General features: G+C 70.0%; 10 protein-coding genes. 4 read left to right on the top strand and 6 right to left on the bottom strand.

What is annotated here, in order from left to right; translation table 11 throughout:
• Nucleotides 1-3: 3 nt before the first annotated feature.
• Entirely contained in the window at nt 4-270 is a 267-nt protein-coding gene (locus NAMU_RS01520; protein ID WP_138179885.1) for a hypothetical protein, read from the top strand.
• 102 nt (nt 271-372) lie between these two features.
• Here NAMU_RS01520 and NAMU_RS01525 read toward each other — a convergent pair whose 3' ends face one another.
• From NAMU_RS01525 to NAMU_RS29700, 4 genes are all read right to left on the bottom strand, one after another.
• The gene (locus NAMU_RS01525) at nt 373-555 is read right to left on the bottom strand and encodes a CsbD family protein (RefSeq protein ID WP_012814212.1); all 183 of its coding nucleotides are present in this window, start codon (nt 553-555) and stop codon (nt 373-375) included.
• Nucleotides 556-668: 113 nt separating this feature from the next.
• Complete coding sequence (locus tag NAMU_RS01530; protein WP_012814213.1) at nt 669-2,645, bottom strand: PTS transporter subunit EIIC; 1,977 nt, start codon at nt 2,643-2,645, stop codon at nt 669-671.
• A 49-nt stretch (nt 2,646-2,694) separates the two neighbouring features.
• The gene (gene ptsP, locus NAMU_RS01535; protein ID WP_012814214.1) at nt 2,695-5,292 is read right to left on the bottom strand and encodes a phosphoenolpyruvate--protein phosphotransferase; all 2,598 of its coding nucleotides are present in this window, start codon (nt 5,290-5,292) and stop codon (nt 2,695-2,697) included.
• Between the two features lie 483 nt (nt 5,293-5,775).
• Nucleotides 5,776-6,069, bottom strand: coding sequence for a hypothetical protein (locus NAMU_RS29700; RefSeq protein ID WP_012814215.1), 294 nt, complete (start codon nt 6,067-6,069; stop codon nt 5,776-5,778).
• 7 nt (nt 6,070-6,076) lie between these two features.
• Between NAMU_RS29700 and NAMU_RS01545 the strand changes: the two genes are divergently transcribed.
• Nucleotides 6,077-6,970, top strand: a complete 894-nt coding sequence (locus NAMU_RS01545; RefSeq protein WP_012814216.1) for a TolB family protein — start codon at nt 6,077-6,079, stop codon at nt 6,968-6,970.
• Between the two features lie 10 nt (nt 6,971-6,980).
• Here the strand turns inward: NAMU_RS01545 and NAMU_RS01550 are convergent, their stop codons facing one another.
• Complete coding sequence (locus tag NAMU_RS01550; protein ID WP_012814217.1) at nt 6,981-7,559, bottom strand: YdeI/OmpD-associated family protein; 579 nt, start codon at nt 7,557-7,559, stop codon at nt 6,981-6,983.
• A gap of 64 nt (nt 7,560-7,623) precedes the next feature.
• On the opposite strand from NAMU_RS01550, the gene NAMU_RS01555 reads away from it, so the two are divergent.
• The gene (locus NAMU_RS01555; RefSeq protein ID WP_012814218.1) at nt 7,624-8,769 is read left to right on the top strand and encodes an acyl-CoA dehydrogenase family protein; all 1,146 of its coding nucleotides are present in this window, start codon (nt 7,624-7,626) and stop codon (nt 8,767-8,769) included.
• Nucleotides 8,770-8,787: 18 nt separating this feature from the next.
• On the opposite strand, the gene NAMU_RS01560 is transcribed toward NAMU_RS01555, so the two are convergent.
• On the bottom strand, nt 8,788-11,142 hold the full coding sequence (locus NAMU_RS01560; RefSeq protein WP_012814219.1) for a CDP-alcohol phosphatidyltransferase family protein: 2,355 nt from the start codon (nt 11,140-11,142) through the stop codon (nt 8,788-8,790).
• A 174-nt stretch (nt 11,143-11,316) separates the two neighbouring features.
• Between NAMU_RS01560 and NAMU_RS01565 the strand changes: the two genes are divergently transcribed.
• The gene (locus tag NAMU_RS01565) at nt 11,317-12,306 is read left to right on the top strand and encodes a zinc-dependent alcohol dehydrogenase (RefSeq protein WP_012814220.1); all 990 of its coding nucleotides are present in this window, start codon (nt 11,317-11,319) and stop codon (nt 12,304-12,306) included.
• Nucleotides 12,307-12,310 lie beyond the last annotated feature (4 nt).

The following is a 12,310-nucleotide window of genomic DNA, read 5'->3' on the forward strand; positions in this document are numbered from 1 at the left end:
AGCATGAACACACACGAAAGGAACGACGAAGCCAGCACCACGATGACCGAGCTGTCCGCGGTGAGCACCGGGACGATGATCCGGCTGGACGACGAGACGATCACCCTTGACCGGGTCGAGCATCTCGGCGCCACGGAGGGCGCGCTGTCGCCGGTGCACGGCATGCCGCTGACCAAGATCAAGTTCAGTCGCAACGGGCGCACCAAGCGCCGCATCTACCCCTCGATGATGCTGGTCGAGCGCCTGCGCCGGGGCCGCAACCGCCCCTGATCGGCCGCGCCGCGACTGCGATAGATCACGAAGAACGAGAAGCGGGCGGGTCCCACCACCAGGTGGGACCCGCCCGCTTGCCGTCGTGCGGTGTGGGCTACGTCAGTTGATGACGTTCTTCACCGCGTCCTTGATCTTCTCGCCGGCCTGCTTGATGCCGGCAGCCGCCTGGTCGCCCTTGCCTTCGGCTTCCAGGTCACGGTCACCGGTCGCCTTGCCGGCGCCCTCCTTGACCTTGCCGCCCAGGTCCTGACCCTTGTTGGCGATCTTGTCGTCCAAACCCATTGTCGGCTCCCTTCGTCGTGAGCGGGCACCGTAGGCCCGCTCACGAACGACAGTGCCCCGCCCGGTGAAGGCTCACACCGGGCGGGGCATGGGAGAAATCTGCCAATTGCCTGTCAGGCAGGTACCGACACGAGCTGGCCGCGCATCTCGGCCGCGTACTGGTCGGCGTTGGCCCCGGCGATCAGGTGGTAGAGGCCGTCGCCGACCTTGACCACCCCGGCGATGCCGCTGTTGGCCAGGGCCGCCTCGTCGACCTTGGAGCCGTCCTTGACCTTGACCCGCAGCCGGGTCTCGGCCGCCGCCTCGACCTTGCTGATGTTGTCCCGGCCGCCCAGGCCGGCGATGAAGTCCCGCGACTTCTCCGCCGCCAAGGGGTCGCGCAGCTTGGGCTTGGTGCCGGGTTCGTCGTAGACGACTTCCTCGATCTGGTCGTCGCCGAGTTCGGCCTCGTCGCCGGCGATCTTGAGGTACTCCTCGATGTCGGTCTTCAGGTTCTCCGACCGGGTCCCGAAGATCGCCTGCATGTTGTTGCCGACGATGAGCACACCCGCGGCACCCAACGCCCGCAGCTTGCTCTGGCTGGCCTTGTTGATGTCGACCACGCCGACGCGCAGCCGGGTGATGCAGGCGTCCAGGTCGGTGATGTTGCTGCGCCCGCCGAAGGCCAGCACGAGCTGCTGGGAGAACCGGTTGGCCCCGTCCGCGGCCGCCTCGCCGACGTCGACCTCGGCCTCCTCGCGGCCCGGGGTCTTCATGTTGAGCAGCTTGATCAACCCGTAGAACACGGCGAAGTACAGGACGAACCAGATCGGCCCGATGACCAGCACCAGCCAGGGTTTGATGCCGTTGGCATAGAACAGCACGTAGTCGATGCCGCCCTGGGAGAACGTGTATCCGAGCCGGCCGCCGAGCAGGTACATCACGGTGAAGCCGGAGGCGTACATCAGGGCGTGCGCCACGTACAGCAGCGGCGCGACGAACAGGAAGGCGAACTCCAGCGGCTCGGTGATCCCGGTCAGGAACGTGGTCAGCGCCGCGGCCAGCATGATCGAGCCGATCTTGACCTTGTTCTCCGGCTTGGCGGTCACGTAGATCGCCAGCGCCGCGCCGCACAGCCCGAACATCTTGCCCAGGAAGCCACCGCCGAAGATGCCGGACTCGGGATGCCCGCGCAGGAAGCAGGTCAGGATGCCTTCGCAGTTGCTCCACCCGCCGATGTTGACCACGTAGAAGAACGGCGCGTTCCAGATGTGGTGCAGACCGAACGGCAGCAGCGCGCGTTCCACCAGCGCGTAGACGAACACCGCGACCGGGGCGTTGGCGCTGATCACCTCGTTGGCGGTGTTCTCGATGAAGTTGCCGATCGGCGGCCACAGGAAGGCCAGCACCACGCCGAGCGCGATGGCGGCGAAGGCGGTGACGATGGGCACGAAACGCTTACCGGCGAAGAAGCCCAGATAGGGCGGCAGGCTGATGCGATAGAACCGGTTGAACAGGTACCCGGCGATGATGCCGATGATGATGCCGCCGAACACGCCGGTGTCCAGCGTCTGCAGGCCCAGCACGGCCTTGGTGTCGATCCCGCGGGCCTGGGCGACGACACCGATGGTGGCCGTCATGACCAGGTAGCCGACGGTGGCGGCCAGCGCGGAGACGCCGTCGTTCTTGGAGATGCCCAGCGCCACACCGACCGCGAAGATCAGGCCGAGCGCGCCGAAGACCGGGTCGCCGGCGCCCTGCAGGATCTTCAGGAACACGTACAGCGGTTCGGCCAGGATGCCGGCGGCGACCGGATCGCCGACGACGGTGTCCGAGGGCAACGCCAGGCAGGCGGCCGCGTCACCGGAGATGGTGATCCCGCCCGGAGCGCTGCAGTAGCCGGCGTTGATGGCCTGCTGGTTGTAGTTGCCCAGGAAGGCACCGCCGACGCCGAGCAGGATCCCGGCGACCGGCAGCACGGCGACGGGCAGCATCAGCGACTTGCCCAGCTTCTGCAGGAAGCCGAAGAAGTTGCTCCAGATTTCCTTGAGTTTGTTCGGGGCCGGCGCGGCCGGTTCGGCCGCCGGAGTCTTTTCCAACGTGGTCGTCATCTGAGGTCCTTCTGCCGCGTGGCGCGGACGGGTGATCGGGACGGGTTGGTCAGTCGTTGTCGAGCGGGACCAGCGCGCGGACGGCCTCGGCCGAGTCCGCACCCAGCGCCTGCGCGGCCAGTTCCTGGCAGCGTTCCAGCGACAGCGACCGGATCAGGGCCTTGACCGACGGGATGGCCGGCACGCTGACGCTCAGTTCGTCGACGCCGATACCGACCAGCAACGGCACGGCCTGGATGTCGGAGGCCGCGCCGCCGCACACCCCGACCCAGCGGCCGGCCGCGTGCGCACCGCGCACGCACTCGGCGATGAGCCCGAGCACGGCCGGGTTGAGCGCGTCGACCTGCGGCGCGAGCTTGGGATGACCACGATCCATCGCCAGGGTGTACTGGGTCAGGTCGTTGGTGCCGACCGAGAAGAAGTCGACCTCGGCGGCGAACTGATGGGCCATCACCGCGGTGGACGGGACCTCGCACATGATCCCGACGGGCATCGGCAGCACGCCCATCGCATTGCGCTCTTCTTCGAAGATCGCCTTGGCCAGCCGGAAGTCCTCGATGGTGGAGATCATCGGGAACATCACGTTGATCTTGGCGCCGGCGTCCGCCGCGCGCAGGATCGCCCGGATCTGGGTGCGCAGGATCTCCGGCCGGTCCAGCCCGACCCGGATGCCCCGCTGACCCAGGAACGGGTTCTCCTCGGGCGCGATCGGCAGGTAGGGCAGCGGCTTGTCGCCGCCGACGTCCAGGGTCCGGATCACCAACGGCTGCCCCGGCTTGAGCGCCTTGGCGATGTCGGTGTAGATCTGGGCCTGCTCGTCCTCGGTCGGTGCGCTGCGCCGGTCCATGAAGACGAACTCCGAGCGCAGCAGGCCGACCCCCTCGGCGCCCTTGGTCATGGCCGCCTGGGCGTCATCCAGGCTGCCGATGTTGGCCACGATCTCCACGTGATGGCCGTCGGTGGTGGTCGCCGGCTCGTCCGCGTGCTCGAGTTCGATGGCCCGCCGCTGCGCCTGACGCTCCTGGCGCTGACGGATCCGTTCGACCTCGTCCTCGGTGACGTTCTGGCGCAGGGTGCCCTTGGCGCCGTCGAGGATGACCCGCGTGCCCTCGGGAATGTCCAGAGCACGCGGCTCGATGCCGGCGACCGCCGGGATGTCCAGGGCGCGGGCCAGGATCGCCACGTGCGAGGACGCCCCACCGGCGGTGGTGCAGAAGCCGGCGACCGCGGACGGGTCCAGCGAGGCCGTGTCCGACGGGGTCAGGTCCTCCGCGATCAGGATGGAACCGGCCGGGATCAGGGCCTTCTCGCGGCGCTGCCCGGTGATCTCCTCCAGCACCCGGGACCCGACGTCCCGCACGTCGATGGCCCGCCCGGCCAGCAGCTCGTTCTTCAAGGCCGCCAGCTTGTCGGCGTAATTGGTGTAGGCCGACCGCCAGGCGTACCCGGCGGTCTTGCCCTTGTCGATGCCGCTGTTGGCCAGGTCGAGCAGTTCGGGGTCGCGCAGGATCTCCCGGTGGGCGGCGAAGATGGCCGCCTTCTCCGCGTCGGACTGGCTGGCCAGCCGGTCCTCCAGTGCGGTCAACTGCACCAGGGAACGATCGATCGCGTCGTTGAGCTTGCGGCGCTCGCGGTGCCGGTCGTTGGAGTTTTCCTCGACCTCGATGTCCTGGTGCCGGATCTGCAGCACGGTGCCCACGCCGAGGCCAGGTGAGGCCGAGACCCCGAGCAGCACGTTCGGATCGTCCGACCGGCGCCGGGGCGCCGGGGCGACCGCGGCCACCGGGGCCGGCGCGGCGTGTTCGGCATCCTCGTCGGCGCCCTCCTCGATCGGGACCGCACCCTCCTCCCCGAGCCCCACGCGGAGCTGCTCGGCCAGGTCCTTGATCGCTTCGTCGGCGTCCGCCCCGTAGGCGCTGAGCCGGACCTTGTCCCGGAAGCGCACCTCCATGCCCATGATGGCCATGACGCTCTTGGCGTTGGCCTGGTCCTCGCCGCGGTGCAGCGTGACGTCACTTTCGTACTGGGCGGCCAGGTTGGACAGCACCGACGCCGGCCGGGCGTGCAGGCCGACCGGGTTGGGAATGATGATCGCGTCCGAGGTGACCTTCTTGCCCGGCTGGCGCGGGGCCTTGCCCTCCTCGGCCGCGGCCGGGGCGGACAGGATCGCCACCGCGGCCACGCTCTGGCCGGCGGTGACGAAGCCGGTCTCCGGCTCGAGCCCGGAGAGCATGTCGGCGGTGTTGGCGATGACCATCTGGGTCAGCAGGCTCTTGGCCTGGGTGGCCACCATGTCCAGGTCGAAGACGATCAGCTCGTCGCCGGCCTTGACCTGGTCGCCGACCTTGACCTTGACCTCGAAGCCCTCGCCGCGCATCCGGACGGTGTCCAGCCCGATGTGGGTGAGCACCTCCAGACCCTCCGGCGAGCGGATGGTCAGCGCGTGCAGGGAGGGATGCAGGTGCACCACCTCGCCGTCACACGGTGCGACCAGGATGTTCTCCAACGGGTCGATGGAGATGCCCTCGCCGACCATCTTGCCGGCGAAGACCGGATCGGGTACCTGCTCGATCGGTACCAGAACCCCGGTGACCGGGGCCAGGAGTGAAACTCGGGTGGCTGTCGGAGCCGACACCGGTGCGGACACGAATGTCCCCCTTCGCGCATGACGCCACTTTCGGGCGGGACGTGATCTCGACCCTAGCCGGGTGACCACGAGGGCGCGCGCTGTAAATTCAGAGAACCGGTTTAGCCCGACACTCCCACTCTCATCAGTGATTTCGCTACCGATAGCCGACCCCGTCGGGGGGTGTCCAGAGTCTTTCGACCCGTTATCGGAGGAAGGCGAAACGACATCGGCCGGGTTTCGATTTCAAATGCAGACAAGGCGCGACCCAATGGGTCGCGCCTTGTCCGGTGGTGGAGGACCCAGGAATTGAACCTGGCGAGGCGCCCCAAGTGCGCATCCCCCTCGGCAGTGCCCGGTAAAGCTACCTCACCCGTCGTGGGACAACAACTCGAACGGTCGGCCATGCGCGCTCGGCGTGCCCGATGGGGCAGACCTGACCCGGCGACGGTGCAATCGCGCAGGTCACGGTGCCAATCGAGACCAAAGACGCTGGCTGGGAGATCATTCCTGCTGGCAGAATGACGACATGTCACACGGACGGGCTAGCGCACGCCCGATCTTGATCAGGGCGAGCCTTGCGGCGGTCGCCACTCTCGCGCTGGCCTCCTGTGCAAGCGTCGGCGGGACGGCCGCGGTGCCATCGACGACCCTGCCGTCACTGCTCACGGCGACGTCCAGCGCGAGTGCGAGCCCGGCCTCCACTGCCGCATCGAGTTCGCCCTCGACGTCATCCGCGAGCGCCTCGGCCTCGTCGTCGTCGAGCAGCGCGACGACCTCCAGATCGGCGGCGCCCATCGCTGGCGTGCCCCGGTCCGCTCCGCTCACCGACACGCAGTTGATCGCCACCCGGAACGAGGACGACAAGAACGACCTGTCCGTGATCGACACGACAACCGGCATGGTCGTCGGCAAGCTCACCGACGGCTCGCCCGGGTCGCAGTATCCGACGATGTCTCCCGACCGGAGCACCATCGTCTACGCCCAGACAAGCGATCACGGCATCGAATTGCGCATGATGGCAGCGGATGGAAGTGGCGACCGATCCCTGCTGGCCGCGGACTCGGAGTTCTGCCCGAACCCGCAACGACCGGCCTGGAACCCCATGGACACCTCGGAGATCGCGGTCGCCTGCCGCCGGGGCGAGGATCCGGACACCCTTGCGCTGATCAGCGTGGACGGCACCTTGCGCAGCACCATCAACACCGGGTTTCCGTCCTTCGACGATCCGACGTACTCGCCCGACGGCAAGACCTTGGCGTACTGGGCGTCGCAGACCCCCGGGAGCACGAGCGGCGCCATCTACACGCAACCGGTCAACGGAAGTGAGGCGCCCAAGCAGATCACCTCGCCGGGTGCCCGGGCGAACGATGTCGACCCCGTGTGGAGCGTTGATGGCAAGACCATCTATTTCCGCCGAGCCACCGAAGACGCTTCCGGTCAGTCCTCAGCGCAGATCCTCCGCGTCCAGGCCGACGGATCCGGTCTGACCCCGATCACTGACGGTACGGCTTTCGACAACGATCCGTCGGTCTCACCCGATGGCACCCAGTTGGCCTTCTTCAGCAACAGGACCAACGCGGCCGGCAACAATGCCGGCCAGATCTGGGTGATCAACGTCGACGGAACCGGCTTGCGGCAGATCGGCATCGGAAAGCCCGGGACGGCCAGCGGCCCGCCCGAGTGGAGCCGGCGCTGACCGATCCGGTTCAGTCGTGGTCGGCCGCGGCCGCCAGCCGGGCCACCGCCGCGGCCAGGGTGCGGGCGCGAGCGGCGGGCGTGCGGGCCTTGGCCAGGGCCAGGATCACCAGGTACCGGTCGGTCCGGCTCAGCGCATCAAAGGCGCTTTGCGCGGGCGGATTCTCGGCGAGGGCGGCGATCAGATCGGGTGGTGGTTCGGCGGTGCGCTGGCGCTCGTAGGCGGCCGCCCAGCGGCCGTCGGCCTTGGCCGCGTCGATCTGGGCGAGGCCGGGTGGCCGCATCCGGCCGGCGGCGATCAACACCTCCACCTTGCCCACGTTGACCTGCGACCAGGCGCTGCGTGGTCGTCGGGGGCAGTAGCGTTGCCGGAACGAGGTCGCATCGTGGGCGCGGCGTTGGCCGTCGATCCAACCCCAGCACAGCGCCACGTCCAGCGCGTCGGCGATGTCGATCAGCGGCGCCCCGGATCCCCGGCGGGCGATTCTCAGCCAGGCCTCCCGGGCCTGATCGTGGTTGGCTGACAGCCACCGCTCCCAGGCCTCGGCGTCGGGCAACTCCAGCACGGCCGTGGCATCGGGGGCGGGCATCCTGGCATGACATCACAGTCGCGGCGCGCCGGGAGCGGGACGGGCGGCGGAAAAGGAGTCCTCGATGCGACGCGTGATCTTCGATCAGGACCATGACGACTACCGGCAGGCGATCACCGAGTGCTTGACCCGGGTCGTGGTGCCGCACCACGAGCAGTGGGAGCGCGACGGAATCGTGCCCCGCAGCCTGTTCGGTGACCTCGGCGAGCTGGGCGTTTTCGGCTTCGGGGTGCCGGAGGAGTACGGCGGCGCGGGCATCAGCGACTTCCGGTACAACATGATCTTGATGGAGCAGGCGCACCGGCTGGGGGTCGCGCCGGCGGTGCTCGGACCCGCTCTGCAGGCGGACATCTGCCTGCCCTACTTCGTCACCGGCACCCCCGAACAACGGGCCCGGTGGTTGCCGGGGATCGTCGCCGGCACGTCGATCACGGCGGTCGCGATGACCGAACCGGGCACCGGGTCGGACCTGTCGGGCATCGCCACCAAGGCGGTGCGCGACGGCGACCACTACGTGCTGGACGGGTCGAAGACGTTCATCACCAACGGGATCAACGCCGACCTGGTGATCGTCGCGGTGCGCACCGGCGGGCACGCCCACCGCGGGCTGAGTCTGATCGTGGTCGAACGCGGGACGCCCGGGTTCGAGCGGGGACGCAAGCTGGCCAAGGTCGGGCTGCACGCGCAGGACACCGCCGAGCTGTCCTTCGCCGGGGCCCGGGTGCCGGCGGCAAACCTGTTGGGGGGCGAGGGTTCCGGATTCACCCAGCTCACCGCCAACCTGACCCAGGAGCGGCTGTCGGTCGCGGTCGGGGCGGTCGCCGCGGCGGCCACCGCGCTGGACCGGACCATCGACCACGTCCGCACCCGCACCGCCTTCGGGGCGCCGATCGGCGCCCTGCAACACATCAGGTTCCAGATCGCCGAGCTGGCCACCGAGATCGACATCGCCCAGCAGTACGTCGACCGCTGCGTGACCGAGCACAACCAGGGCGTGCTGGGTCCGGTCGACGCGGCCAAGGCCAAATGGTGGACCACCGAGATGCAGTGGCGGGTGCTGGACGCCTGCGTGCAGCTGCACGGCGGCATGGGGTACATGACCGAGCACCCGATCGCCCGGGCGTGGGCCGATGCCCGGGTGCAGCGGATCTACGCCGGCACCACCGAGATCATGAAGGACCTGATCGGCCGGTCGATGAAACTCGGCTAACCCGGATCGGCCGCGCGGCTACGCGAAGGCGCGCAGGAAGCGGTCGCCGAACTCGTCCATCCGCCAGACCGGCGCCTGCGGATCGGGGTGCAGTCCGGGCTGCCAGCCCCACGGGGCGATGGCGTCGAGCACGGCGGGGTCCTTGCTGATGATCGTCACCGGGACGTCGCGCCCGGCGTCGGCGCCGCTGACGATGCTCGCCGGCTGATGATCGCCGAGCACCACCAGGACCAGGTCGTCGTCGCCGTAGGTCAGCACGAACGAGATCAGCGCGGACAGGCTGTACTCGATGGTGGCGCCGTAGGCGGCCCGGACCCGATCCCCGCTCGCCCACACCTGATCCACCGACGGCGAGCGCTCGGGCATCCCGGTGAACACGGTGCCGTCGCCGACCCGGGCCCAGTCGACCAGCTCGGGCAGCGGAGCCCAGGGCGAATGGCTGGTGAGCAGGTCGATCTCGGCCATCACCGGGGCGCGGTCGGTGGGGGCCAGCTCGGTCCGCGCGAAGTGGGCCAGGGTGTACTGATCCGGCGGCGCACCGAACGCGAAGGGCGGGCCGCGGTAGCCGACGGTGCGCGCGTCGTCAATCCGGTCCGGGCCGTAGAAGCGCTGCCCCTCGGGCCAGTCACGGGTGTTGGCCGGCACGTTGAGCACGGTGCGCCAGCCCGCGTCGCGGAACGTCGAAATCAGGGTCGCCCGGGGAGTGGCCGTCAACTGGTCGTAGCGCGCCTGGTTGTTCACCCACAATCCCGACTCCAGGGTGGAATGGGCCAGCCAGCTGATGCCGCCGAAGGTGGGGGAGGTCAGGAACGCGCTGCGGCCGCCGAACCCGGCGGCGGTGAGTTGCCGGGTGCCGTTGTTAAGCACGGCGTCGACACCGGGGGAGATCGCCGGATCCTGCACCGCCACCCGCCCGTAGCTCTCCACGAACGCGATCACCACGTCCTTGCCGGCCAGCCCGGTCAGCGCGGACGGCGGCAAGGTGGGCCGGGCCAGCTGCTCGGCGAAGTCCTCCCGGTCGGCCAGCCCGGCCCGCACGGTGCTCAACTCCTGGTACGCGGTCTCGGCCGCTTCGGCGGCGGCCAGCGGAGCGCCCGGGGCCACCTGCAGGCCCACGGTGGCGGCGACCAGCCAGATGACGCCGAACGCGCCGACGAAGCGGTAGGTCAGCGCCCGGTCCCGGCCGGCCACCCGGACCAGCCGGCGCACGGCCAGCGGCAGCAGCACCAACAATCCGACGATGAGCACCGCGGTGGCGATGCCGACGGCCGTCCCGGCAGCGTCACCGAGCGAACCGCCCAGGAGCTCGACGAACGAGCGTGCGTAGCTCCAGTCGGACAGCAGGTTGAACGGCCGGTCGAGGGCGGCCAGGAAGCCGATGTCGAGCAGTTTGATAACGGTCAGCACACCGAGCAGGACGCCGCCGAGCACGGCGACCACCTGACCCGCGCGCCGCGGCAGGGTGAGCACCAGGGCCACCATGATCAGCGCTTCCAGCGGGATCCGCAGGAACGCCGTGACGTCGAGCTGGCTGGGGTCGCTCGGACCGACCAGGCCGAACCAGACGAGCCCGACCGCCACGGCGGTGGTCAGCCCGGCCAGCACCCGGCGGGTCGGCGACACCGCCCGCGCGGACGCCGCTCCCTCCGCGGATCGGTCGGGGCGGGCATGACGGAACAGCCACCACACCTGGCGGCCGAACGATTCGACCAGCAGGCCCAGGGCGGCCAGCACCGCCACGGCCAGCACCGGCGTCGGCAGCAGACCGGCCATCGTCACGGTCAGCACGATGCCCTGGATCGCGGCCACGACCTTGGCCCAGTACCGCGGCGGCGCCGGGCGGTCCAACCACGGCCACCGCCAGGTCGCCGCCACGAACAGGTAGCGGGCCGCGCCGATCAGCAGCACCCAGCTGCCCAGCAACCGCACGTCATAGACCGCGAGCACCAGCAGCAGGAACGAGTCGACCTCCATGTCGAACCGCGCGCCGGCCGGGGTGACCGTGCCGGTTCGCCGGGCGACCCGGCCGTCCACCGCGTCCAGGGCCAACGCGACCGTGGCCAGCGCGACCATCATCGAGACCGGAGCCGGCCCGGAGATCGAGTCGGCGACCAGGGCGGTCAGACCGCCGACGAGGACCGCCCGGGTCAGCGTCACCGCATCCGCAGGGCCGAGGTGACCGCGGCCCGTTCGCCACACCGCCCGGATCAGCAACCCGGTCAAGGTCAGCCCGTAGCCGACCCCCACCACCCAGCCGGGGGTGCGCAGCCCGACGGTGCCGGCCAGGGCACCCAGCACCAGCAGTACCCCGACCAGCCCCGCGACGGCCTGGATGACCAGCAGCCGGGGCGGGTGACGGCGAACCGTTGGCATCCCATCTCCGTATCTACCCATGGATCGATCGCCCGGTGGGACCGGCGCCCGCCGGGACCGGATGGCTACCACCTACCGTGACGGATACGTCGCCGCGGGCCGATCGGTTCGCCGGCCGGATGCGTCGCGCCGGATTCGCAGCCGGGTGATACGCAGCAGGAAGGGGACGTTCGAATGGTTGGCCCGACCGAGCCCGGCGCCGCCTTCTGGGTGCGTGCCCCGGGCGTCGGCGAGATCCGGCCCGGCCCCCGGCCCGAGCCCGAAGCGGGCCAGGTCCGGGTCCGCACCCTGCGCAGCGGGATCAGCCGGGGAACCGAGACGTTGGTGTTCACCGGGTCGGTACCGCCGAGCCAGTACCAGGCGATGCGGGCACCGTTCCAGGAAGGGGATTTCCCCGGACCGGTCAAGTACGGCTACCTCAACGTGGGGGTCGTCGAGTCCGGCCCGGCCGACCTGCGTGGGCGGACGGTGTTCTGCCTGTACCCGCATCAACGCGAGTACGTGGTCCCGGCGTCGGCGGTGACCCCGGTGCCCGACGGGGTGCCACCGGCCCGGGCCGTGCTGGCCGGCACGGTGGAGACCGCGGTCAACGCCTGCTGGGATGCGCGGCCGCTGGTCGGCGACCGGATCACCGTGGTCGGTGCCGGCATGGTCGGTGGCAGCCTGGCCCGGGTGCTGGCCGGGCTGCCGGGTGCGCGCGTCACCCTGGTCGACCTGAACCCGGCTCGGGCCGAGCTGGCGGCCGCCCTCGGTGTCGACTTCGCCGCCCCGGAGCGGGCGCCCGACGGCCAGGACCTGGTCTTTCACACCAGCGCCAGCTCTGACGGGCTGGCCCTGGCGCTGCGCCTGCTGCGTCCGGAGGGGGAGGTGATCGACCTGTCCTGGTACGGCACCACCCCGGTCCGGCTGCCGCTCGGCGAGGCCTTCCACTCCGGCCGGCTCAGCATCCGGGCCAGTCAGGTGGGCGCGGTCGCCCCGGCCCGCCGCGGTCACCGGAGCATGGGCGAGCGCCTGGCCCTGGCCCTGGAGCTGCTCCGGGACCAGGCGTTCGACGCGTTGCTGTCCGGGGAATCGACATTCGAGGATCTGCCGCGGGTGCTGCCCGCGTTGGTCGGCGGCCAGCTGCCGGCGCTTTGTCACGTCATCACCTACGACGAGAGGTAGGAAT

This window comes from Nakamurella multipartita DSM 44233 (assembly GCF_000024365.1).
Lineage (GTDB): Bacteria > Actinomycetota > Actinomycetes > Mycobacteriales > Nakamurellaceae > Nakamurella > Nakamurella multipartita.

What these genes read in the sequence shown, in the direction of transcription:
- NAMU_RS01520 (WP_138179885.1), top strand. Translation starts at nt 4, where the DNA reads ATGAACACACACGAAAGGAACGACGAAGCCAGCACCACGATGACCGAG.
- NAMU_RS01525 (WP_012814212.1), bottom strand. Translation starts at nt 555, where the DNA reads ATGGGTTTGGACGACAAGATCGCCAACAAGGGTCAGGACCTGGGCGGC.
- NAMU_RS01530 (WP_012814213.1), bottom strand. Translation starts at nt 2,645, where the DNA reads ATGACGACCACGTTGGAAAAGACTCCGGCGGCCGAACCGGCCGCGCCG.
- NAMU_RS29700 (WP_012814215.1), bottom strand. Translation starts at nt 6,069, where the DNA reads ATGGGCGCCGCCGATCTGGAGGTCGTCGCGCTGCTCGACGACGACGAG.
- NAMU_RS01550 (WP_012814217.1), bottom strand. Translation starts at nt 7,559, where the DNA reads ATGCCCGCCCCCGATGCCACGGCCGTGCTGGAGTTGCCCGACGCCGAG.
- NAMU_RS01555 (WP_012814218.1), top strand. Translation starts at nt 7,624, where the DNA reads ATGCGACGCGTGATCTTCGATCAGGACCATGACGACTACCGGCAGGCG.
- NAMU_RS01560 (WP_012814219.1), bottom strand. Translation starts at nt 11,142, where the DNA reads ATGCCAACGGTTCGCCGTCACCCGCCCCGGCTGCTGGTCATCCAGGCC.
- NAMU_RS01565 (WP_012814220.1), top strand. Translation starts at nt 11,317, where the DNA reads ATGGTTGGCCCGACCGAGCCCGGCGCCGCCTTCTGGGTGCGTGCCCCG.